We start from the raw sequence: 23658 nt of genomic DNA on the forward strand, positions 1-23658 counted from the left end.
CACGGCGCCCGGCGCGGCAGGGGCGCGCGCGCCGCGCTCACCCCCCCGCGAGCAGCCGCGCGAGCTCCCCGCGCTGGCGCCGCGCCGAGCGCGCCAGCGAGAGCTGCCCCGCCGCCCGGTACAGGTTGTGCGCGACCCGCGTCGGGAAGCGCGACGGGTCCCAGCCGAAGTACCGGTCCTCGAACGCATCCCGGCAGAACCTCGCCGCGAGCTCCAGCGCGATCCGCTCCGCCGCGTCGACGAGCGCCTCCCGCTCCTCCGCCCCGAACGGCCTCGCCTCGCGGTAGCCCGCCACCGCGGCGGCGAAGACCTCGAGATCGAAGCGCGTCTCGGTCGAGTCCTCCCCGACCGGGTTGCACCACGAACGCCACGCGTCGCCGAGCTCCACGTCGATCGATTGCAGCGCCAGCGTGTCGAGGTCGAGCAGGCAGATCCCCTCCCCCGCCTCCGAGAAGCGCAGGTTCGAGATCTTGAGGTCGCCGTGGCAGTGCCGGACCGGCAGGTCGAGCCGCCCCCGCCACGTGCGAAACGCGTCGAGGATGGCGTCCGCCAGCCGCCGCCCCTCGCCCCCCGTGGCCGCGCCGTCCAGCCGCTCCATGTGGAGCACCGTGTCGTGCGCGCCCGCGCGGACGTGGCGGTACACGTGCTCGAGATCGTCCACCGCCCGGTGGAACCGGGCCGCGAGCTCCCCGGCGGCGCGCGCCAGCCCAGGAGAGCCGACCCGGTGGTGCGTGCGGCCAGGGACGAAGTCCATCACCCGCCACACCGCCCCCTCCGCGTCGCGCGCGCACAGGGCGCCATCGCCGGCGCGCAGCAGCCGCGGCGTCGCGAGGCCGCGAGCCGCCAGGTGCGCCGTCACCGCCTCGATGTCGTCGTGGACCTCCGGGGCGAAGATGGGGCTCACCCGCTGGACCACGTACCGCGGAGGGTCGCCGGCCAGCCAGGTGCCGTTGATGAGGCCCTCGTCCTCGCAGCGGCGCACGGAGAGGCCGCTCAGAGGCGCCCACACGTCCGGGATCATCGGAGCGGGAGGCTAGCTGCGCTCGGTCTCGGGCGGCAAGGGAGGCGGCGCCGGGACCGCCGCAATCTCGGGGGGCAAGGGAGGCGGCGCCGGGACCGCCAAGACCGCCGCAGCCCGCCGGCGCAGCATCCACTGCGCCCCGAGCCACGTGACGACGCCGGCGCCGAGGCCGAGCCAGGCGGAAGCCGCGGGCACACCGGCGCGCTCCACCAGGAACGCCCCGCCGAGCAACGTCCCGCACAGGCCCACCGTGAGGACCAGGTTGTCGGCGGCCGAGAGCCGGCCGACGAAACGATCCGGCGAGAGCCGCTGGATCTCCGTGCTCGACAGCACCCAGTTCGCCCCGCTGCCCAGGCCCCACACGAGCACGACCGCGAGCAGCGCCGCCGGGTGGCGGGTCACCGCGAACACCGCGATCGCCCCGAACGTCACCCAGACGGCCCCGGCCGCCGCGCGCTCGCCCCGCAGGCCGCGGCGGACCAGCGCGACGCCGACCAGGGGGCCGACCCCGGTGCCCGCGCCGCGCACGCACTGGAGCACCCCCAGCGTGAGCGCGCCCGTGCCCGCGAAGGGGAGCTGCGTCGCGACCAGGTTGAGCAGGAGGAGCGCCCCGCCGTTCGCCATGTGGACCGGCGTCTTCGCGAGCACCGCGTCGAGCAGCGGCGGCCGCTCCCACGCGTGCCGCCAGGCGAGGACCATGTCGCGGCGCACCGACGCGAGCGCCGGCAGCACGCCGCCCTCCGCAGGCCGCCCCTCCGCCGCCATCGGGGGGAGCCCCCGGAGGAACAGCGCCGACAGGCCGAACGACGCCGCGTCCAGGGCGAGCGCCGCCGCAGGGCCGAGCCCCGCGATCAGGCCCCCGAACGCCATCCCGACGGCGAACATGACGCTCCACGTCGCCGACACGATCGCGTTCGCCTCGAGCAGCTCGTCCTCCTCGACCACATGGCGCAGCACCGCGCTCTGCGCCGGCAAGCGCAGCGCGCCCACCGACGCGCGCACGAAGACGAGGACCTGCACCCCGACCACGCTGCCGGCGACCGCGGCCCCCAGCATCCCGACCGTGAGCGCCCCCTGCGCCACGCTCGTCGCGATGAGCAGCCACCGCCGATCCAGCCGGTCCGCGAGCACCCCCGCCACCGGCGCGAACAGCGCGTTCGGGAGGTGATGCCCCACCATCACCAGCGCCAGCGCCACGACCCCGCCCCCCTCGCCCCCCAGCGCGAGCAGGCTCACGGCGACGAAGCTCATCCAGTCGCCCAGCAGCGAGACGATCTCGCTCATCCAGACGCGGCGGAACGCAGGACGGCAACGGAGCAGGAGCAGGCCAGGACGGCGCTCCGGGCGCCTGCCGCTGTTCATCCAGGGCACACCATGGTAATCGCGCTCCGTCTCATGCGGATCTGCGCCATCATTCCCGCCTACCAGGCCGAGCGCAACGTGGGGGACGTCACACGGGAGGCGCTCCGGGTCCACGGCCTGGCCGGCTCCGTCATCGTGGTGGACGACGGGTCGAGCGACAGGACGGCGGAGCGGGCGCGCGCGGCCGGCGCCACGGTGCTGAGCCACCTGGAGAACCAGGGCAAGGGCGCCGCCCTGCGCACCGGGATGGAGTTCGCCGTCGCCGCAGGCTTCGACGTCGCGGTCACGATCGACGCGGACGGACAGCACCCGCCGGAGGAGGCGCGGCGCCTCATCGAGGCCGACGCCGACCCCGAGGCGCTGGTGCTCGGCATCCGGGATCTCGCGGGCGCAGGCGCGCCGCGCGCGAACCAGATGTCGAACCGGATCTCGAACTTCTTCCTCTCCCTCTTCGCCGGCCGCCCCTTCGCGGACACCCAGTGCGGCCTGCGCCGCTACCCGCTCCGGACGACGCTGTCGCTCGGCGCCCGCGACGAGGGGTACGCCTTCGAGGCGGAGATCCTCCTGCGCGCGGTGGCCGCCGGCGTCCGCCTGGTCGAGGCGCCGATCCGGGTCATCTACCCGCCCGAGGGCGAGCGGCTCACCCACTTCGACAGCGTGCGCGATCCGGCGCGGATCATCCGCCGGGTGGTGGCGACGCTCGCGCTCACGCGCGGGCTCCGCCACGTGCCGGCCGCGCCGGTGCCGTTCCCCGACCCGGTCCGCCCGGCCGCGGCGAGCGCGCTCGCCGCGGAGCTCGACCCCCACCCGCGGCAGCCGGCGACGGCGCCTCCCTGACTTGCGGCCGCCGCGCCTCGCACGCCACCGCCGCAAGCTCCTCGCGGCCGCCGCGCTCCTCGCCGCGCCGATCCTCGCGCACCTCGGCATCGCCGCCGCGACGCGGATCGAGCCGCCCCCGATCCGCGCGGCCGCCGGCGAGCCCGAGACAGGGCCGGGGGGGCTGCGCGTGCTCGGCCCGGCCTACGTGCGCCGCCGCGGGCGGATCCTCGAGGCGCGCCTCTCCGGGTCGCCGGAGGAGATCGGGCACCAGCACGGGCGGCTCTTCTACCCGGAGATGGTCCAGAACGAGGGGACCCTCTACGAGCAGTTCCACCGCTACGTGCCGGTCGCCCCGCTCCGGTGGCTCATCATGGACCTGTCGCGCCTCGAGTTCCGCGGCGTCGACGAGGGCATGACCGACGGCGTGCGGCGCGAGATCGCCGCGCAGGCCCGCGCCTTCTCGCCCGACCCGTTCGACGGCGTCCTCCCCACGTACCACCGCTTCGTCTTCCTCCAGTCGCTCTACGACATCGCGCTCTCGTTCGAGCACTCGCCGCTCATCGGCTGCACGAGCTTCGCGCTCACCGGGACGGCGTCGGCGGGCGGGCACGCGGTGCTCGCCCGCAACTTCGACTTCGAGGCCGGGCCCGTCTTCGACGAGGGCAAGGCGGTGTTCCTCGTCCACGAGCAGGGGAAGATCCCGTACGCCTCGGTGTCCTGGCCCGGCCTGATCGGCGCGGTGACGGGGATGAACGCCGCGGGCCTCGCGCTCGTCGTCCACGGCGGGCGGGCCGGCGAGCCGCGGGCGGCCGGCGAGCCGGTCGTCCACACGATGCGCGAGGTGCTCGGCCGCGCGCGGGGCGTCGACGAGGCGCTCGCGATCCTCGAGGCGCGCGCGCCGATGGTCTCCCACCTCGTGATGCTGGTCGACGCGGGCGGCGAGGCGGCGATCGCCGAGCGGGCGCCCGGCGCGCCGCTGCACGCGCGCCGGGGCCGCGGCAAGGTCCCGCTCACCAACCACTTCGAGGGGCCGCTCGCGGGCGATCCGCGCAACCTGCGCGTGGAGGCCGAGACCTCGACCCGCCCGCGGCGCGACCGCCTCGACGAGCGGCTCGCGGCGCTGCCCGAGGGCGCGACGATCGAGGCGGCGGTCGACGTCCTGCGCGACCGGCGCGGGCGCGGCGGCGCGCCGCTGCCGCTCGGCGACCGGCGCGCGATCGACGCGCTCATCGCCACCCACGCGGTCGTCATGGACGCCACGGCGCGCGTCCTCTGGGTCAGCGAAGGCCCCCACCTCGCCGGCCGCTTCCTCCGCTTCGACCTCACCCGGCTGCTCGACCCCGCGTTCGACCCGGCGCTCGACACGGCCGAGCCCGGCGCCCTGCCCGAGGATCCGCTGCTCACGAGCGGCGACTACGCCGCCTGGGAGCGCGCCGGCTCACCCCACGAAGGCGGGGAGCGCGGCAACGACAATCCTTAAAATAAACAGACGCAACCCAATAACCGCTCCGTCCCTCGCGCAAGCGCGGCGGCGCCGTCTCCATGCCGTGACGCCGAGGTGGCCAGCGTGGCGAGCGTGGCGAGCGAGCGCGACAGCCCCGCGCCCGGGACGCGCCTCCTCCCACAGCGAGCACGAAAGCGCCGCGCCGCCACGCCTACGAAGGGCCTCCCCGCAGCGCAGCAGCGACACACCCTGCGCGAGATCGCAAGTTTTCGGCGTGGTTTCGGGGCGCCCTCTCTTCCACGCCCGTACATCGGCGGTAGGACACCTCTCGTCCGGCATGGCCTTACCGCAAGATTGCCTAGCGGCTGCTTCCGTCCGACAATGCGATTCGGGGCGCCAAGGTCGCGGCACCGGAGCGGCGACCGAGTCGACCAGACCATGACGGACATCAACCTGATCAACACCACCCTCGATCAACGGTACGTCATCCTCGGGCTGCTCGGGGAAGGCGGGATGGGGGCAGTCTACGAGGCACGGCACCTGGGCACCGGCCGCCGCGTCGCCGTCAAGGTGATCACGAGCAAGCTCGCGCAGGACGAGGCGGTGATGGCCCGCTTCGAGCGCGAGGCCAGGGCGGCCGGCGCGATCGACAGCGAGCACATCGCGAGCGTGCTCGACAGCGGCAGGGACCGCGCGACCGGCCTGCCCTTCCTCGTGATGGAGCTGCTCAACGGCGAGGACGTCGACCAGATGCTCCGGCGGCTCGGCCCCCTGCCGCCCGAGCTCGCGCTCTGCATCGTGGCCCAGGCGTGCATGGGCCTCATCAAGGCGCACGACGCGCGCGTCCTCCACCGCGACATCAAGCCTGCCAACCTGTTCCTGGCGCGGCGCGACGGGGGCGAGTACGCGGTCAAGCTCCTCGACTTCGGCGTCGCCAAGATCCAGGACGACACCTTCGAGCAACAGAAGGAGCTCACGGCCACGAGCAACCTGATCGGCTCGCCCATCTACATGTCGCCCGAGCAGGCGCGCAACATGCGGGACGTCGACGGCCGGACCGACGTCTGGTCGCTCGGCATCGTCCTCTTCAAGATGCTCGCCGGGCGCACCCCCTACAGGAACTCGCGGGGGCTCGGCGAGCTCATCGTCGCGATCTGCTCGACCCCGGCGCCGCCCATCCAGACGCTGGCGCCCTGGGTGCCCTACGAGGTCTCCGAGATCGTCCAGCGCGCGCTCCAGATCGACAGGAACCTGCGCTTCCAGAGCGCGGCGGAGATGCTCGACGAGTGCCGGATGCTCCTGCCGCACGGCATCTCGATCCACGAGAGCATGCTGCAGCCCCTCCCCGACTCGGTGCAGGCCGACATGCCGCCGCCCTCGCAGGGGCCGCCGAACCCCGACGTCCCGACGCGGCGCCCGCCCACGCCCGTGGGGACGCCCCGCAGCCGCACGCCGACGCCCGGGAGCACGTCCCGCAGCTGGCCGGACCCCGGCGAGATGTCGACGCGGCGCCCGCCCACGCCCGTGGGGACACCCCGCAGCTGGCCCGAGCACGTCACGCACAGCGGGGCCCTGGGCCAGAGCGGTCACCACCACGCGACCCAGAGCGGCCACCACGCGACCCAGAGCGGCCACCACGCGACCCCGCACGGCCTCCTGATCCGCGGGCTCCCGGACGGCCCGCCGCCATCGAGGACGGTCTCGGGCACCTCCGTGCCGTTCCACAAGACGATCATCGTGGCGGGTGACCAGCCCACCGCCCACATGCGCCCCCGCAGCAGGGTGGCCCCGCTCGTGGCGGCGGCGGTGCTGGTCGCGGCGACGGGCGCCGGCGTCGGCGCCTGGCTGGTGCAGAAGACGACGGCGTCCGCGTCCGCCCCGGCGACCGGCGAGACGCAGCCCGCGCCGGCGGCCGCCGCGCCGGCCGCGCCCACCGCGGCGCCGGGCGCGTCCGCCGCGGCCCCGGCCGAGCCGGCCGTGCAGATCGATCCGGAGCGGCTCGGGAGCTTCAACCCGCTGCCGGCGGTCATCACGTCCTCGAGCAACCCGCTCACGGACGAGAAGATCAACCTCGGCCGGATGCTCTACTACGAGACGCGGATCTCGAAGAACCACGACCTCTCGTGCAACTCGTGCCACCCGCTCGATCGCTACGGCGCGGACGGCGCCAAGGTGTCGATCGGGCACGCGCACCAGAGCGGCCGCCGCAACACGCCGAGCGTGTACAACTCCGCGGGGTTCTTCTCGCTCATGTGGGACGGGCGCTTCGACAACGTCGAGGCCCAGGCCAACGGGCCGATGATGAACCCGAGCGAGATGGCGATGACGCCGGTGCGGCTGGAGGCGACGCTGCGCTCCATCCCGGAGTACGTGAAGGCGTTCGGCAGGGCGTTCCCGAGCGATCCGTGGCCCGTCAACGCCAACAACACGGCGAAGGCGCTCGGCGCGTTCGAGCGCAAGCTGATCACGCGCGGGCGGTGGGACCTGTTCCTGGAGGGGGAGCCCGAGGCCCTGACCAACGCGGAGAAGGAAGGGTTCAACACGTTCGTCGAGGTCGGCTGCGTGACGTGCCACTTCGGCCCGCACATCGGGGCGACGATGTTCCAGAAGCTCGGCCTCGTGCGGTCGTGGCCCGACACGATGGACCGCGGCGTCTTCGAGATCACGAAGAAGCAGGCGGATTTCATGGTCTTCCGGGTGCCGACGCTCCGCAACGTGGCCATGACGGCGCCGTACTTCCACGACGGGTCCGTCTCGTCGCTGCAGGAGGCGGTGCGGCTCATGGGCAAGCACCAGCTCGGCAAGGACCTGTCCCATGCCCAGGTCGATCAGATCGTGGTGTGGCTCAAGTGCCTGACGGGCGACCTCCCGAAGGAGTACATCGCGAAGCCGGACCTGCCGGAGAGCGGGCCCAACACGCCGAAGCCCATTGCGGATTGAGCGCGGCCCGCTCGTCTGACATGACCATGTCAGAGGACGAGGCGAGGATGCAGCGACGATTTTTCCTGAAGGGGCTCGCGGCGTGCGGCGGGGCGCTGTCGCTCGGCAGCCACGCGCGCCGCGCGCGCGCGGACGAGGTGGGCGACGCGCTCGCCGAGATCACGCGGGCGCGCGCGTCGGTGAAGACGCTGGTCGCGCCGTTCACGCAGGAGCGGAGCATCGGCCTGCTGGCGACGGCGGTGAAGAGCGACGGCGAGATGACGCTGGTGCTGCCCGACCGGCTCCGGTGGGAGCTGAAGCCGCCGGACGCGATCACCTACTGGATCACGCCCGAGGGGTTCGGCTTCGCGACGCCGAAGGGCGCGTCGGGCGCGGGGCGGGGCGCGGCGGGGCGCTTCGGGGCGGTGCTGTCGGACCTGCTGGTGCTGCTCGGCGGCGACCTCGGGAAGCTGCGGGCGCGCTACGACCTGTCGATCCCGAGCCGCGCGGACGGGATCACGCTGGCGGCGCGGCCGCGGGCCGAGGAGGTCGCGAAGCACGTGCGCAGCCTCGAGATGACCTCGGGGCCGGAGCTGTGGTCGGTGCGGCGCGTGGTCATCGAGGAGCGGAACGGCGACCGGAGCGTCATCGCGTTCGGCAAGGTGGCGCGGGACGTGAGCGTGGATCCGGCGCGGATGAAGGCGCCGAAGCAGGGCTGAGCGGGGCGCCGCGCTCGTTCCCGGCGGCGCGCGGGGCAGCGCCGGGCCGCCCGGCCCTTTGGGACACGGAAGCAGGAGGAGCGCGGGCGTCGCGGCGCTAGGCGAAGATCAGCACTCGCACTCGTCCTCCCCTTCATAGGACTTGGCGACGAAGCTCATGTCGTACGGGTAGTTCGCCTCGGGCGGGCCATAGACGCGGAGCAGCAGATCGTTCGCCGAATCCGCGCCCCCTCCGTCGAGCCATACGCGTCCATGATCGCTCTCCTCAGCCCCGAGGAGCTCCATCGTGGCAGCGCTGTAGACCTCCACGATCAACGTGTTCTCTGGACCGGGGGGCGGAGTGTACTGCTCACAACCCGAGCCGCACAGCCCTGCCCCGGAGGCCAGGACGCGAAGGCTCCAGTTGACCTCCTCGATCCCGAGAGAGGTGGTGTCGAGCAGGTACCAGTCCTCGTTGCCCTGGCAGAGGACGAAGTCGATCTTCGAGAACCACGCGCTGGGACCAAAGCTGTCGTCGGTATGGTCATAGGCGAGCGGAGCCGCAGAGATGGACGCGTCGTTCGCCTCGTAGGCGTCGTCCGCGCAGACAGGCGCTCCGCCGCCCCCGGTCGTGGCCCCGCCTCCACCCGCCCCACCCATGCCGCTGCCGCCGCTGCCGCCGCTGCCGCCGCTGCCGCCGCTGCCGCTGATGCCGCCGCTGCCGCCGCTGCCGCTGCTGCTGCCGCCGCTGCCGCCGCTGCCGCTGCTGCTGCTGCCGCCGCTGCCGCCGCTACCGCTGCTGCTGCCGCCGCTGCCGCCGCTGCCGCCGCTGCCGCTGATGCCGGTACCGCCGCTACCGCTGGTGGCGCTCCCGCTGACGCCGGTACCGCCGCTGCCGCTGGCATCACCGCCGCCTCCGTCGGCGCCTGAGCCCTCGTCCAGCCAGCGCGAGCAAGATGTCGTTCCGAACAAAGACGCGCAGAGCGCCGCGAACCCCATGAGACGAACCGAGCTACGAATGAGCGACATAGACAACTCCACTGGGCACAAATGAACAACGACCTCGAGGGCGAAACTTCGCCCTCGAGGCGCGAACATCGAGCGTTCGCACAAAGCAGACTCAGAAGCGGATCATCCGCTCACATCATTTTTTCATATCTCCTGACTCCCTCCTTTCTCATGGCGCCATCCCCGCCACGGCGTATCCTTGTCGGCGATGAATCCAATCGTCGCTCATCACTCTCGTGGTCGCCGCCGCCCTCATCGCCCTCCTTCGATGAACTCGCGCGCCGATCGCGGAGCTCGCTTCCGGAGCATCGCGTGGGGCGCCGCGCTCGCCGCCGTCCTGGGGTGCCGTTCGTCGCCGCCTCCGCCGGCCCGTCAGGAGGTCATCGACATCCATGTGCACCTGACGGAGGCCAGCGCGGTGGCACCATTGCTCGCGCACATGGCCAAGCATCACGTCGATCGCGCCGTCATCCTGGCGAGCCCGGACCTGACCAGCGGACGCGGCGGCGCTGGCCTCTCCGGCTACCGCGCAGGCAACGAGCTCGTCCTCGACGCCGCAGCGGCTCACCGTGGGAAGCTCATTCCCTTCGTCACCCTGGAGCTCGGTGACGATGACATCGCCTACCTCGCCGAGCTGCGCCGCCGAGGCGCCTGCGGCGTGAAGCTTTACCAGGGGCACAACCTCTTCCACGAGCGTCCCCTCGACGACCCCTCGCACCAGGCGATGTGGCAGGCGCTCGCGGATCAGGCGCTTCCGGTTCTGCTTCATGCCAACACCGTCCGTTACAGGAGCGAGCTCGAGGCGGTCCTGCGCGCCTTCCCCGACCTGCAGCTCGTGTGCGCGCACCTCTGCGGCAGCCGCACCGACCTCGCGCGCATGGAGTCCCTGATGGCGGCGTTTCCGCGCCTGCTCGTCGATACGAGCCATGGCTCCGCCGGCCCGGCGACAGAGGGGTTCGCGAGCCTCGAGCGGGAGCGCGCCCAGCTCCTCAGGCTGTTCTCTCGCTGGCCCGAGCGCTTCCTGTTCGGGACCGACCTTGTGACCAGCGGGCTCGACCCGATGTCCATGGAGCTGTGGGACCTGCAGGTGGAGTCGAACATGGGTCTCTTGAGAGAGGACAAGTTTCGCTTCTTTCGTCAAACCGCCGATCAGCCCGCCCGCACCATCGGCACCTATCAGGGCCTTCATCTGCCCCCCGAGCTCCTGGGCCCCACCCTCGGACAGAACGCCGCGCGATGGCTCGGCGCCTGCCTGCGCTGAGGGCCACCTCGCGGATCGCCGCCCGCGGCCTCAGGGGCCGAACTTCGCGAGGAAGATCGCCCGGGTAGGCGTCGGGGTCGCCAGCGGCCCCGTGCCAAAGTCGATGGTGCCGAAGAACGGCCCGGCGGCGTACACGTCGCCGGCCCCGTCCATGGCCGTGGAATAGCCGTACTGTTGCTCCCTGCCGCCGGTGTGCTTCACCCAGCGGACCGTGCCGGCCGCATCGAGCTTCGCGACGAAGGCGTCGCCGTAGGTGCAGTCCATCAGGCCCGTGCCGAAGTCGACGTCGCCGTACATCAGGCCGGTGATCGCGAGTTCGCCGCCCGCGGTCGCCGCGACGTCCAGCGCCGTCTGCGGCCCATGCTGCCCGAGGCGCCTGGCCCAGAGCAGCTCGCCTGCCGGGTTCAGCTTGGTCACGAAGGCGTTGCCCCCCCACGTGACAGAGCCGGGCTCGAGAGGGCCGTACCCTCCCGCGCTCACCAGCGGGCCTGCGCCGAAATCCACGCTCCCGAGGAACGTCCCGCTGATGACGACGTTTCCAGCGCCGTCGACCGCGACGCCGTACGCCCTCTGGAGCGCCTCGTCGCCGAACCGCTTGCTCCAGACGTGCTCACCGGCGGCGTCGAGCTTCGCCACGAAGATATCCTCGCTGCCCGCGGTGATCAGCGGGCCGCCGCCGAGGTCGATCGCATCTGCGAAATAAGCGCCGAAGCTGCCGGCGAGGACGACGCTGCCCGACCCGCCGAGCGCGACGTCGTGGATCTCCGTGTAGCCGAGTTGCTTGCTCCAGAGGCAATTCCCCGCAGGGTCGAACTTCGCGATGAACGAGTCCATGTCACCGACGCTGGTCAGCGAGGCGCCGCAGAGGCTGATCTGACCCATGAACGTCCCTGCCACGACGACGTTCCCGGCTGCATCCATGGCGAGGCTGTCCGCCCCTTGATCACCATCGGCGCCGATCCGAGCCGACCAGACGTGTTCTCCGTCTCCCGTGAAGACGGCCACGAAGGCGTCGCCGCCCGACTCCTGCCCCACGAGCAAACCACCGCCGAAGTCGACGCCGGTGCCGTAAACCACCCCCGTCGTGGCAATGAGGCCCGCCTGGTTGACCGCGACGTCACGCGGGTAGGCGGAACCGGGGAATTCCTTGTGCCAGAGGTTCTCTCCTTCGTCGTCGAATCTCGCGAGGGCGAAGGCCAGGGCGCCCCCGGTCGAGAGCGGACCGTCGCCGAAGTCGACGCCATCGGCGACCGCCGTCGCGACGACGAGGTTGCCGGGCTCGTCCACGGCGATGCGGCTGCCCACCCACACGTTGGGTTGGCGTGGGTTCGAGGCGAAGTGCCGGCTCCACAGAGGATCGCCATTGCCGACGGCGCCGCCGGCACCTGCGCCGCCGCTGCCGACGGCGGCGCCGCTGCCGCCTGCGCCGCCGCTGCCGCCTGCGCCGCCGCTGCCGCCTGCGCCGCCTGCGCCTGCGCCGCCGCTGCCGCCTGCGCCGCCTGCGCCGCCTGCGCCGCCTGCGCCTGCGCCGCCGCTGCCCCCGGCCCCGCCGCTGCCCCCGGCCCCGCCCTCTCCCGTCGCGCTACCGCCGGCGCCCTCATCGCGTATGGGATCGAGCGGGATCCTGTCGCATGCGGCGACAAGCGTCATGAGCGCGGTGCATCCAGGGACGAGGAGCTGCTTCAAGGAGGTCTCTCCGATTTCGAGTGAGGAAGTGCGCGTGGCTTGCTCCTAGGAATGGCCGCCTGTCGTGGCGGCGGCTCACCGCTGGACGACGACACCGAGCGAGAACGACGCGATCGGGCTGAACGTCGAGATCACCCGTCCTGCGAACCGGATGTCGACAGGCGGGATCGCCGCGCCGCCGAGCGCGCCCGCCGTGAGAACCACGGAGTCGACGAGCCGGAAACGCGCCTCGCCTCGCCCGTACACCAAGGCGGTGAAGGTGGACTCGTCGCTGTCGATATAGGGCGGTCTCGCATCGCCGGACGCGCTCACGTAACCGAGACCCACGCCGGGGGAGAGGACGAGTCCGAACCGGCGGCTCCTCTCGATGGGCGCGAGGGCGAGCTCGGCGCCGAAGAGCGAGCGGCGAAAGCGCACCTTGCCTTCGGACGCCTCGATCTCCGGACCGATGACCGGCAGATCCGCCAGGAGCCCGGCGCCGATCCGGGCCGAGGGCCAGATCCGGAGCGAGGCCTCGAGCGCCAGCGAGGCGCCAGGCGCCTGCCATCCCGCGGCGATCGCGACGCCGACCTCGACGAGCGGGGCCCTGGGCGCCGCGGGCACCGCGAACGGCGGCGAGGGCGGCGCCCAGGCCCGGAGCGGCGGGCGCGGCCACGCCTCACCGGGCGGCGCGGCAGGAGGCGCGGCGGGAGAGGGCTGGACCGGGGCCGGCGCGACGGCCGCCGGCTCGGGTCCGACGGCTCCGGCGGGGGCCCCGGCCGTCGACGCCGTCGACCGGAGCGCCCGCACCAGCTCCGCCGCGCGGAGCACCCGGGTGTCGAGCGGGCCGTCGGGCGCCACGCTCGCGACCAGGTCCGCGCGCCCGCTCGAGTCCGACCAGATCTCGATGGCTCCCTCCTCGCCTTCGGGGATGACGATGAGCAGCCCGCCCGAACCAGCCGCCGCGGGGCCCGCCTGGACGTGTACCTGCAGGCCCGCCGCTTCGAGCTCCTGCGAGAGCCGGTACGCCAGCGCCCCGCGCGCGCCGGCGACGACCGTGATCGGCGGCGCCTCACCGGCGGAGCACGGCGCCGCGAGCGCCGCAAACGCTAGCAAAGCGACGAGCGCGCAGCCGATCGAGCTCGCCACGGCGCGCGCTCCCGGCGAGCGCGGGCGGCGCCGGCGGGGCGGCCGCGACCTCCGCGGGAGGAGGCTCGATCCAGCGTGCAGGCTGCCGGGCGGACCCCTCAATCGGCCCCATGGGCGAGCGTCGCCGCGAGCCCGGCGTGGGCGCCGTTCGGGTACGCCGCGAGGTAACGCGCGGCGAGCTCGCGGGCGCGCGCGCGGAGCTGGAGGTTCCTCGCGCACTCTATCGAGCGGCCGAGCGCCTCCGGCGCGAGCGCGCCGCGCGGCCTCTCGGCGAGGTACACGGCGAACCAGCGCTCGGCCTCCGCCCAGGCGCCGCGCCCGTCGAACGCCATGCGACCGAGGTGGTACGCCGCTGCGGCCGCGGCGTCGCTCCCGGCAAACCGCAGGCGCGCCGCCTCGTAGAACCTGGCCGCGACGTCCGGCTTGCGCGAGAGCCGCGCCGCGGAGCCGAGATCGACGAGCTCCGCCCCGCCGGCGCGCCCGAGCACCGTGTCGATGCCCAGGAGCTCCACGTCCGCGAGCGCCTCGCCGAGCTTGCCGGCGGCGAGGTGCGCGCGCCAGCGCTCGGCGGGGGCGCCGGCCAGGGGCTCGCCCGCGCGGGGCTGCGGCGCGCCAGGGGAGGGTGGCGCGGGGGCGGGCGCGGGCGCGGATGCGGCGGCGCTCGCGCTCGGGAGGAGCGCGGGAGGCTGCGCGGAGGGGACGGCCTCCGGAGCAGGCGCCGGCGACGACGCCCGCGGCGCGGCGGGTCGCGGAGCCGCGCACGAAAGCCGCGCCGCTTCGGGGGCGGCGAGGGCGCGCCCCGAGGGGTCGACGCATGGGCCCAGGACGCGCACGCGGCCGGTGATCATCGAGACCGTGAGCTCCTCGGCGTCCGTGTTCCACGTGATGTCGAACTCGGTGCCGATCACGTGGACCTCGAAAGGGCCCCCGGCCACCACCCACCGGGTGTCGTCGCGATGCGCGACACGCACGCGCAGCGAGCCGCGCTCGAGGAGGACGCTCGCGCCCCGGGGGCCGACCTCGGTCACGCGGGCGCGCGTCCCGGGCGCGAGGTCCACGCGCGACCCGTCCGAGAAGTCGAGCCCGACCTGCGACGCGTCCGCCGCCACCCACCGGCCGACGGCGCCCGGCGCCCCCGCGACCCGGTAGGTCAACGGGTCGCCCGGCCGGAGCAGCACGAACCAGAGGACCGAAGCGGCGACGCACGCCGCAGCGAGCGCGACGCCGAGCCGCCGCGAGCGGGGAGCCGCCCTGGCGCTCAGCGAGAGCGCGGCCTCCTTGCGGTAGATCGCCTCGAGTCGATCCGTGGTCGACGGCCGCACCAGCCGCTCGAGCGCGGCGTCCTGGTGCGCGGCGACCCGGCGCCCCACGGCCGCGACGTCTTTGGTCCTCAGGTCCATCGGTCGCCCTCCGCGAGCCAGGAAGACAGAACTTCATCCTTCTTGCAGCGCTCGACGAACGCGAGCTCCGCGCGCTGGATCCGGCGCTTGACGGTGGCGAGCGACACCTTGCACGCCGCGGCCACCTCCGTGAGCTCCTGGCCCTCGACGATACGCAGCGTGAACGCCAGCCGATCGTCGGCGTCGAGCGTCTCCAGGGCGCGGTAGAAGGCGCGCACGCCCTGCCGGGCCTCCGGATCGGCGCTGGCCGCGACCTCCGGCAGCTCGTCGCTCGCGAAGAACGCGAGCCAGCGGTGCCTGCGCCTCTTGCGGAGCGCCTCGCGCGCGACGAACACGGTGACGCTGGTGAGAAAGGGCTTCAGCGCCTCGGGCTCGCGCACGTCGTCGATGCGGGAGAACACCCGGGCGAACACGTCCTGGACCAGATCCTCCAGGCTCCGGACGTCGCCGAGGATGCGAAGCAGCATCCGCTCGACGAGGCCCGCGTAGGTGTCGAGCAGGCGGCGCTCCGCCGCGGGGTTCCGAGCGTGCAGGCCGCGCAGGATGTCGGCCGAGGTGAGCTGCGCGCCGGCAGGGCCGTCCGGTGGACGGGGCTTTGGAACGACGCGGAGGTGCGCGGACATCGGGTAGCCTCTAGATGGCCGGCCCCCGCCGCGACGGCTCAGGGCGGGCGTGCGGCGCCGCCCTGCGCCCCCGCTCCTGGATCATGCTTTGACCCGGCGCCTCGGGAGCCGCTCACGCGCCGGGCACCGCCGCGGCCTCGAGCAGCGCCGGCTCCAGCACACCCGCTCGGTGGCCGAGGCCCCTCGCGCCGGACGGCTCGTGCGCCCGCCAGAGATCCATCATCCGGCGGTACGCCCCGCCGCGGCGGAGGAGCGCCGCGGGCGGGCCCTGCTCGACGACGCGCCCGCCCTCGATGACGACGACGCGGTCGGCGCGCAGGGTGGTGGAGAGCCGGTGCGCGATGAGCAGCGTGGTGCGGCCCCGCGAGAGCCCCTCGATGGCCCGCTGCACCGCGGTCTCGCTCTCGATATCGAGGCTGCTCGTGGGCTCGTCGAGGATCACGACCGACGGGTCCTTGAGCAGCGTGCGCGCGATCGCGAGGCGCTGCCGCTCGCCGCCGGAGAGCGCCACGCCGCCGCGGCCGACGAGGGTCTGGTACCCGAGGGGGAGCCGCTCGATGAACTCCTCGGCGCAGGCGGCGCGCGCCGCGGCGCGGAGCGCCTCGCTCGTCGCGTCGGGCGAGCCATACCGGAGGTTCGCCTCGATGGTGTCCTCGAAGAGGAACGGCTCCTGCGTGACGATGCCGAGCTTCCGCCGGAGCGCGCGCTGCGACAGCGCCCGGAGGTCGAGCCCGTCGATGCGGATCGCCCCGGAGGTCGGATCGTGCAGCCGCAGGAGCAGATCGGCGAGCGTGCTCTTCCCGGCGCCGCTCGGGCCCACGACCGCCACGAACTCGCCGGCGCGGATCGAGAGCGAGATCCCGTCGATGACCGCCCGCCCGGCGGCGTGCGGGTAGCGGAAGCTCACCTGGTCGAGCTCGAGGTCGCCGCGGATGTGCTCCGGGCTCACGGCGCGCTCCGGATCGGCGACCGCGACCTCGGCGTCGAGCACGCCGAAGATCGCCGCCAGGCCGACCTCGGCGCGGCGCGCCGTCTCGTAGACGCCGAGGAGCGTCTGCGCGGGGCCATAGAGGCCGCCGACATAGCCGAGGAACGCGACAAGCGTGCCCACGCCGAGCTCCCCGCGGAGGACGAGCAGGCCCCCGACGCCGAGCAGCGCCACACGGCCGATGTTGACGCAGACGCTCCGGCCCGCGGAGAGCCGCGTCTGGAGCCCGATGCTCCGGAGCACCTCGCCCTGCGCCTCCTCGACGGAACGGATGAACCGGGCGTGCTCGTCCGCCTCGCGCGCGAACGCCTTGACCGTCTTGATGCCCGAGAGCACCTGCTGAAAGCGGTTGTAGATCCCGCACCAGCGGTCGAGCACCTCGCGCTCGCGCTCCACGAGGCGCGCGGTGGTCGCCCTGCCGAAGAGGAGCGGAGGCACGATGAACCCGACAGCGACCAGCGCGAGCAGCGGGCTCAGCCGGAGCATGATCCCGAGCGAGACCACGAGGTAGACGAGCGCGGGGAAGAGCTGGAACGCGACCGAAGCAAGGCAGTCCATGAGCGACGTGATGCCGCGATCGACCCGCGTCATCGTCTCTCCGACGCCCCTCTCCTGATGGTACGAGAGGGGCAGCGCGTGCAGCCGCGCGGTGGTCTCGTCGAGCAGGTCGCGGTTGATGCGGAGCCGCACCCGCCACACCGAGAGCGCCCCCAGGCCCTCCGCGATCTGCCGGAGGACGACGAGCGCGCACAGGGCGAGCGTCAGGCAGGCGAGGGACCGGGCGCCCTGCTCCCCGGGCGCGGCCGGCCCGCTCCCGGGGCCGAAGACACCAGCGCTCGCCGAGATCTGGTCGAAGATCGCGCGGTGCGCGAGCGGCTCGAGCGCGGGCAGGCCGCCCGAGACGAGCGTGAGCGCGAGGCACACGGAAAGTCGACCACGGTGGGGAGATAGGTAATTCAGACTCCGGCGCAGGTCACGAATCAGGGATCGCTTCACGGCCAATGCTCGTTCGCGCCCCATCGCAGCGCAGGAGAAGCGCTGGAGGCGCGGCCGGATACGAGCAGGGGACAGCCCCAGGCGCAACGGTCTTCTCTGCGCCTTCGAATGGAATCATCGGTGTCCCGAGGACCTGCGGAGCCGGGTAGTGCTCAAAATTGAACATGAAGGCGGGAAGGCGGGAAGAAAAGATCAATGATCTTCCCGCCTTCCCGCCTTCATGTGAACTCTCTTCGGGCAAATGTGAGCACTATCCGGAGCCGAGGGATCACGGGAATCCGGATCACACGCCGGCGCGGGATCAGCGCGCCGGCGAGACGTCCACCACGCTCGCCGGATCCGTCACCGCGCCCGGCCCGAAGTGGAACTCGAGCGGCTCGTTGTCGAGCCATTGCGGGAGGAGGTTGTTGTAGAAGGCGCTGTCGCGGTGGAGGTCCGACCCGCCGGGGAGCCCGAAGCGCATCTTCGGGCCCGCTGGATCCGCGTCGATGACCAGGCGGATCGACGGCCCATTGGCGAAGGCGAAGCTGGGCTTTCCGCCGTCCGGCGGGAGCGCGCGCGATCTCGGGTTGGCGACGTTGACGGTGAACAGCCCGCCCGGCGCGGCATAAGGCCCGTCATTGTACACGGCGAGGCCGAAGTTATCGAAGATGCTGCGGAGCGTGAGCGTGTGGACGCGGCCCCAGCGCCAGTCGTCCGCCGGGCCGAGGACCGCGAGCGAGGCGGCCGCCTTCGTGAGCGCCCGGAGCACGATGTCGTCCTGCGTCTCCGCCACGCCGTCGGTGGTCACGTCGTCCCAGAGCAGAGGGCCCGAGCTCAGGCGCGCCGGATCGCGCAGCGCGCGCGCCACGACGGTCAGCCCGAACCCGGGCTCGTCGAGGCCCGCGGCCGCCGCCTCGTCGCCCAGCGCCTCGCTCACGATCGCATAGAACGTGGCGTGGAACGCCGTGCAGCCGATCGACGCGGCGGCGAGCGTCGCGTCGTCCGCCTTGCCCGCGTCCACCGGATCGTGCCCGTCGAGCCCTGTCGGACACGTGTGGTCCCAGGCGGCGAGCGCGTCGACGACGGCCTGTTCCTCGTCCGTCAACGTCGCCGGCTCCGCGGCCGACAGCACGGCAGGCACGACGAAGCTGCCATAGAGCGAGTACGTGTCGCCCTGCATCGCCGTCATGGTGTCGGGCGAATGCGCGTCGCCGCCTGCGTCGAGCAGATCGAGGATCCGCTGCTCGCGCGTCCCGTCGGCCTTGCCCCACGCCTGGAGCGCGCCTTGCCCGTCGTTCATGGGGTCGCCGTCGGCGGTCGCGCCCGTCATGTCGCCGTTCGCCGTCGCGATCGCGGCCGCAGGCGGGTTGAGGAGCTGCGGCAGCTCGGCGAACGGGATCGGGTCGCCCCACTCGGCGCTTCCGTCGCCCGGGAGCGGCAGCCACGCGGGCACCTCGGGCGACGCCCAGGGCCGCGCCGGCACCTTGCTGTACGGGAACCAACCGATGTTGCCCTCGGTGTCGACGACGACGAAATTCTGGCTGGCGGAGCTCGCCGCCTCGAGCCCTCTCCTGGCTTCGTCGACGCTTCCAGCGCGCCCGAGGGCGAAGAACGCGTCGAGGTCCGTCCCGCCGTCGTGCCCGCGCCACCGGATGGTCACGGCGGTCCCGGCGCCCGCGTCCTCGCTCACGATGGGCCCGTGGTGCGGGACCCAGCGGAAGGTCTTCTCGATCGTCTCGCCGGAGGCCGCGTCCTTGAACGAGAACTTCTTCTCGACGATCGCCACGTCTTCCCCCTTGAAATCGACCGACGCGCCGTCCCCGGTGAGCGTCTCCAGGTAGACGTCGGCCAGGTCGTAGTACGCGGTGGTCACGCCCCAGCCGATGGACTCGTTCTGTCCGATCATCACGCTCGGCATGCCCGGAAACGTGCCGCCGGCGACGTGGTATTCGCCGTCGCCCCTGCTCTTGGCGTCGAGCTCGACGGGGAACCAGATGCTGGGATTGCCGAGCAGCAGGTGAGGATCGTTCGCCAGGATGGCGTGGCCGCTCTCGGTGCGGCCCGGGCCGACAGCCCAGTTGTTCGACCCGGCGTCGCCCGCCATCTTGCGCCGGCCGTCGCCGACCTCCGCCGCGCGCTCCGCCGCGCCCGTGAAGAGCGCCCGGTGCGGCGAGAGCCGCGACGCGGCCGACGGCGCGAAGGGCCGCGCGAGGTCCGCCGCCTGCGCGGCGGGCACGGTGGACGCGTCGAACACGGGCGCGGGCGAGAACAGATCGGCGGCGAGCGCCGCGTCGAACAGCGGCACCTGCGCCGCGAGCTCGAGCTCTTGCGCGCTGTTGTTCGAGAGGTCGTTGAGCACGTAGAGGCCGACGGCGGCGCTGTCTTCCGGGCTCCAGTCGCGGATCGGGTCCTTCACCATGAGCGCGAGGTTGTACTCGACGGTCAGCGTCGCGCCGTTCCTCTTGCTCCGCATGTCGGCGAGCCAGGCGTTCACGCCGCGCGCATACGCGTCGAAATGCCCTTTCACCTTGGGGCTCGCCTGCGCGTAGAGCGCCCTCTCGAGCGGCTCGCCGTCCCGCGTCGTGAAGAAATGGCGGTTCTGATAGTCCTGCTCGAGCACCCGCGCGCCCGCCTTCACCAGCCCGCCGAGCGACCCCTCGACGAGGTTGCGGATGAAATCCATGAAGAAGAAGCGGTTCTGAGCGTGGAAGTAACCGAGCGCGGCGAAGCAGTCGTTGTCGGACGCGCACTCGAGGTGGAGGACCCCGAGCTCGTCGGTCACCGCCCGGACATCCCCGTCGAGATCGGGAATCGCCACGCCGCCGGCGTCCGATCCCCCTCCGCCGCCGCCCGCCGCTCCCCCGCCGCCTTCACCGCCGCCTTCACCGCCGTCGCCGCCGGCCGCGCTGGACGGGGCGTCGCCGTCGTCGCCGCACGAGACGGCGGCCGCCGAAGCGGCAAAGACGAACGCAAGAACCAGCGAACCGAAACGAGCCCTACGCATCATCAGCGATACTCCTTCTGTCTTCGGGCGCACGATATCACGCGCCTCCGGCGGGAACGGCGAACCGTGCGCGTCGATGGCCTGCCGGAGCAGAGGGCGAGATCCGGCAGCGCCAACCCGGGAAGCCGGTGCCCTCGGAGAGCGCCCGGCGCGCCGCCGCCCGGAGCGAGCGCGCCCCGGCCGGACCGCCCCCGGCCCGGCCGGGGCGCGCGGCGTCGATCCGGGGGCGCGACGCCTGGTTCCCCTTGCCGCGATCTCGACTATGACGCCGGGCATGCGACGCCTCCTGCTCCCCCTCTCCCTCCCCGCCCTGACGCTCGCCGCCGCCTGCTCCGGCGCTCCCCCGGAGCCCGCCCAGACGGGGCCGTCCCCGCGCGCGCACGACGGCCACCCGCCCGCGGCCGCGCCGTCCCCCGCCGAGGCCGGACCTGCAGCGCCCCCCGCCCCGGAGGCCGGCGCGCCCGCCCCCCAGGCGGGGACGGCCGGCGGGGAGAGCGCCGCCGTGGAGGAGCAGGCGTGCCCGGCCGACATGAAGCTCGTCGAGGGCGAGTACTGCAGCGAGGTCGAGCACAGCTGCCTCCGCAGCTGGTACGACAAGTCGAACAAGAAGACGATCTGCGAGGAGTTCGCCCCCGCCCCGGCCCGCTGCACGGGCGACAAGACGAAGAAGCGGTATTGCATCGACACGTACGAGTGGCCGAACAAGAAGGGGGAGCGGCCCGAGGTGATGAACCGCTTCCACCAGGCGCAGGTCAAGTGCGCCGCCGTCGGCAAGCGCCTCTGCACCGAGTCGGAGTGGACGCTCGCGTGCGAGGGCCCCGAGATGAAGCCGTTCCCGTACGGGTACTCGCGCGACGCGACGAAGTGCAACGGCGACCACCTCTGGGACGATCCCGACATGAAGAAGGTCGCGAAGCGCGATCCGGGCGAGCTGGCCCGCCTCTGGAAGGGGGTGCGGAGCGGGTCGCAGCCCGAGTGCATCAGCGACTATGGCGTCGCCGACCTGCCCGCGAACACCGACGAGGTGGTGGCGAGCGAGACGAGCGGCGGCTGGCGCGGCAAGTTCGACAGCGTCCACACCGGCGGCCCCTGGTACAAGGGCGTGCGCAACCAGTGTCGGCCGAAGATCTACACCCACGACGAGGGGTTCTATTATTACTTCCTGAGCTTCCGCTGCTGCGCCGAGCCCGACGGCAAGGCCACCGAGCCACGGACGCCCCGGCAGGTCCAGGAGGGGTGGGACATGACTCGGGTCGAGCGGATGGCGCAGTTCACGGTCGAGGAGATGCGCGGGAAGCTCGAGCTCAAGGAGCAGGGCAAGTGCGAGTGCAAGCCGACCGACATCCGGTGCAAGACGATGTGCGGCACGCTGCTCGGGCCGGGCGCGGTGGACGCGACGCCGGGAGGCGGCGCGCCCGCGGCGCCAGGGAGCGGCGAGAAGCGGTGAGCGGCGAGGCGCCTGCCGGACCTGCGGCGCAGCGCGAAGGGGCCACCTCCACGCCGCCGCCTGCGGGCTCCGCTACATGCTGGCGTCCGTGAGCATCGCCACGACGCGCTCGATCGACCAATAGCCTGCCATTGCGCCCATCGCATACACCACGCCGCGCCTCACCGTCGCTGGTTGCGTGGGGACGCGCGCGGCGAGGAGGCGCAGCGCGACCACCAGCGCGATCACGCCGAGCTGGCCTATCTCCACGCCCACGTTGAAGAACAGGAGCGCCATCGGCACATGCCTCTCCGGCAGCCCGATGTCGAGCAGCGACGACGCGAACCCGAGCCCGTGAAGCAGCCCGAAGGCGAACGTGACGACCCATGGGGCCCGGCGGGTCAGCGAGTCGGTCGGCCGGATGCACTCGCCGCAGATCAGCACGATCGAGAGCGCGATGGCCGCTTCGACCGGCGGGGCCGGCAGCGTCAGCCAGCCGAACACGGCGCAGGCCAGCGTCAGGCTGTGCGCGACCGTGAAGGCCGTGACGGCGCCGAGCAGCTTCCGGCCGCCGCGCACGAGGAGCGTGAGCGCGATGACGAAGAGGAGATGGTCGAACCCGGTCAGGATGTGCTCGACGCCGAGCCACGTGTAATCGACCATGATCGGCCGGAGCGCGCCGAGCCCGGCGGAGGCGGGAATACCGTAGACCACCAGGCTCGGGTCGTTGCCGGTCAACACCCGGACAAGCCGGCTTCCATTCCGCCACTCGACAACCACCATCACGTTGGTCTCGGTCCCCTCGAGCCAGGGGAGCTCGATGGCGCCGACGAGGCCGTCGTGACCGCAGTCGAGAGCTGCTCCGTCGAGCTTGCAGGCCGCGGGGAACACGGCGGGCGTCGCGAGGTCGGCCTGGAGCGCGGACGAGCTCGCCTCCCAGCGTACGGCGAACCGCCCGTCGTGACCTTCCACCTCCGTCAGCGAAAGGAGCGCCGAGTTGAGCGCGTGGGCGGCCGCGGGGACGGGCACCAGGAGCAGGGCCAGCAAGAACGGCAGGGACCGAGCGAGCCGGAGCAGACGCGAACGATTCAAGGGCTCTCCTTGAATCTGTACTGCGCGAGGAGGCTCTCGACGAACTCGTCGACGGCTTGCTTCTTCCGTGCGGCGGTCCAGTCGATGATGAGGGTCGCGCGGATCGCCTCGCGGCTGGGCAGCCCCCCGCTTATCTGGTTGACCCGCGCGAGCAGCAGGCTGTCCTGGGTCTCCAGGGCCTGCCACGCGGCGAGCGGCGAGCTGCCGATGCTCTCGGCGACCGCGGGTCCGAACTTGGCTGCGAGTGAATCGCGGGTGAGGTTGCCACCCTCGATCGGACGACCGAGCGTCCTTGGGTCCGCACCGTCGGCCAGCGCACGTCGATACGTCGACCGCTGCTCCTCTGCAGCCGGGTCGCTCCTGGGAAAGGCGACGATCTCGAAATCGTACCGGAGCGGCGCCTCGTACTGGCTCCGGTGAGCAGCCAGCCACGCGTCCAGCTCTGCGTCCGTCGGCGCCCGCGCCGCGCTCGGCTGAGCCGCCCGTGTCCGCAGCTTCTCGGCCAGCGCGACCCGCACCGTCGCGTCCTGCCGATCGAGCCCCTCCCGCAGCGCCTCACGGTAGAGCACCTCGTCCCGCTTCCACCCGTCGAGCGCCGCCGCCAGCTCGGCCGCCGTCGGCGCCCGCCCCATGGTGTCGCGGAACTGCCGTTCCAGGTCCGCCTTCAGCCCCGTGCTGACGACGATCTCCCTGGGATCGCCGGCGACGAGCCGGTGGCCGAGGAACAACAGCGCGCCGATGAAGAGGAAATGAAGGATCGGTTCGCGGAGCAACCGAGCGAAGCTCCCCATGGTTCTACCG

General features: G+C 72.9%; 17 protein-coding genes. 6 read left to right on the forward strand and 11 right to left on the reverse strand.

What is annotated here, in order from left to right; translation table 11 throughout:
* Positions 1–37: 37 nt before the first annotated feature.
* Positions 38–1009, reverse strand: coding sequence for a phosphotransferase enzyme family protein (locus tag WMF27_RS34750; protein ID WP_437943269.1), 972 nt, complete (start codon positions 1007–1009; stop codon positions 38–40).
* Positions 1010–1033: 24 nt separating this feature from the next.
* Entirely contained in the window at positions 1034–2383 is a 1350-nt protein-coding gene (locus tag WMF27_RS34755) for an MFS transporter (RefSeq protein WP_437764575.1), read from the reverse strand.
* 12 nt (positions 2384–2395) lie between these two features.
* Between WMF27_RS34755 and WMF27_RS34760 the strand changes: the two genes are divergently transcribed.
* The 4 genes from WMF27_RS34760 (at position 2396) to WMF27_RS34775 (ending at position 8284) form a co-directional block, all read left to right on the forward strand.
* A complete protein-coding gene (locus WMF27_RS34760; RefSeq protein WP_437764574.1) occupies positions 2396–3220 on the forward strand; it encodes a glycosyltransferase family 2 protein in 825 nt (274 codons plus the stop codon).
* 1 nt (position 3221) lies between these two features.
* Positions 3222–4682, forward strand: coding sequence for a C45 family autoproteolytic acyltransferase/hydolase (locus WMF27_RS34765; RefSeq protein WP_437764573.1), 1461 nt, complete (start codon positions 3222–3224; stop codon positions 4680–4682).
* Positions 4683–5084: 402 nt separating this feature from the next.
* Complete coding sequence (locus tag WMF27_RS34770; protein ID WP_437764572.1) at positions 5085–7586, forward strand: cytochrome c peroxidase; 2502 nt, start codon at positions 5085–5087, stop codon at positions 7584–7586.
* Between the two features lie 47 nt (positions 7587–7633).
* Positions 7634–8284 carry a LolA family protein gene (locus WMF27_RS34775; RefSeq protein WP_437764571.1) on the forward strand — a complete coding sequence of 217 codons (651 nt, stop codon included), beginning with the start codon at positions 7634–7636 and terminating at the stop codon, positions 8282–8284.
* Between the two features lie 108 nt (positions 8285–8392).
* Here the strand turns inward: WMF27_RS34775 and WMF27_RS34780 are convergent, their stop codons facing one another.
* Positions 8393–9292 carry a hypothetical protein gene (locus tag WMF27_RS34780; protein ID WP_437764570.1) on the reverse strand — a complete coding sequence of 300 codons (900 nt, stop codon included), beginning with the start codon at positions 9290–9292 and terminating at the stop codon, positions 8393–8395.
* Between the two features lie 247 nt (positions 9293–9539).
* On the opposite strand from WMF27_RS34780, the gene WMF27_RS34785 reads away from it, so the two are divergent.
* Complete coding sequence (locus WMF27_RS34785) at positions 9540–10532, forward strand: amidohydrolase family protein (RefSeq protein WP_437764569.1); 993 nt, start codon at positions 9540–9542, stop codon at positions 10530–10532.
* A gap of 30 nt (positions 10533–10562) precedes the next feature.
* Here WMF27_RS34785 and WMF27_RS34790 read toward each other — a convergent pair whose 3' ends face one another.
* From WMF27_RS34790 to WMF27_RS34815, 6 genes are all read right to left on the reverse strand, one after another.
* The gene (locus WMF27_RS34790; protein ID WP_437764568.1) at positions 10563–12218 is read right to left on the reverse strand and encodes a hypothetical protein; all 1656 of its coding nucleotides are present in this window, start codon (positions 12216–12218) and stop codon (positions 10563–10565) included.
* A 75-nt stretch (positions 12219–12293) separates the two neighbouring features.
* Complete coding sequence (locus tag WMF27_RS34795) at positions 12294–13346, reverse strand: hypothetical protein (protein WP_437764567.1); 1053 nt, start codon at positions 13344–13346, stop codon at positions 12294–12296.
* 98 nt (positions 13347–13444) lie between these two features.
* Positions 13445–14746, reverse strand: coding sequence for a FecR domain-containing protein (locus WMF27_RS34800; protein WP_437764566.1), 1302 nt, complete (start codon positions 14744–14746; stop codon positions 13445–13447).
* Positions 14737–15369: an RNA polymerase sigma factor gene (locus WMF27_RS34805; RefSeq protein ID WP_437764565.1), complete on the reverse strand. Its 633-nt coding sequence runs from the start codon at positions 15367–15369 to the stop codon at positions 14737–14739. The genes WMF27_RS34800 and WMF27_RS34805 overlap by 10 nt, the downstream gene beginning before the upstream one ends.
* Before the next feature lie 112 nt (positions 15370–15481).
* Complete coding sequence (locus WMF27_RS34810; protein ID WP_437764564.1) at positions 15482–17281, reverse strand: ABC transporter ATP-binding protein; 1800 nt, start codon at positions 17279–17281, stop codon at positions 15482–15484.
* A gap of 373 nt (positions 17282–17654) precedes the next feature.
* Positions 17655–20342 (reverse strand): penicillin acylase family protein, encoded by a 2688-nt coding sequence (locus WMF27_RS34815; protein ID WP_437764563.1) that lies wholly within the window; start codon positions 20340–20342, stop codon positions 17655–17657.
* Between the two features lie 271 nt (positions 20343–20613).
* On the opposite strand from WMF27_RS34815, the gene WMF27_RS34820 reads away from it, so the two are divergent.
* Positions 20614–21786: an SUMF1/EgtB/PvdO family nonheme iron enzyme gene (locus WMF27_RS34820; protein ID WP_437764562.1), complete on the forward strand. Its 1173-nt coding sequence runs from the start codon at positions 20614–20616 to the stop codon at positions 21784–21786.
* A gap of 72 nt (positions 21787–21858) precedes the next feature.
* Here WMF27_RS34820 and WMF27_RS34825 read toward each other — a convergent pair whose 3' ends face one another.
* Both WMF27_RS34825 and WMF27_RS34830 read right to left on the reverse strand, forming a co-directional pair.
* Positions 21859–22857 carry a HupE/UreJ family protein gene (locus WMF27_RS34825; RefSeq protein WP_437764561.1) on the reverse strand — a complete coding sequence of 333 codons (999 nt, stop codon included), beginning with the start codon at positions 22855–22857 and terminating at the stop codon, positions 21859–21861.
* Positions 22854–23648: a hypothetical protein gene (locus WMF27_RS34830; RefSeq protein WP_437764560.1), complete on the reverse strand. Its 795-nt coding sequence runs from the start codon at positions 23646–23648 to the stop codon at positions 22854–22856. Before WMF27_RS34830 ends, WMF27_RS34825 begins: the two co-directional genes overlap by 4 nt.
* Between the last annotated feature and the right edge of the window lie 10 nt (positions 23649–23658).

The sequence above is a fragment of the Sorangium sp. So ce281 genome, from assembly GCF_051527395.1.
Classification (GTDB): Bacteria; Myxococcota_A; Polyangia; order Polyangiales; family Polyangiaceae; genus Sorangium; species Sorangium cellulosum_B.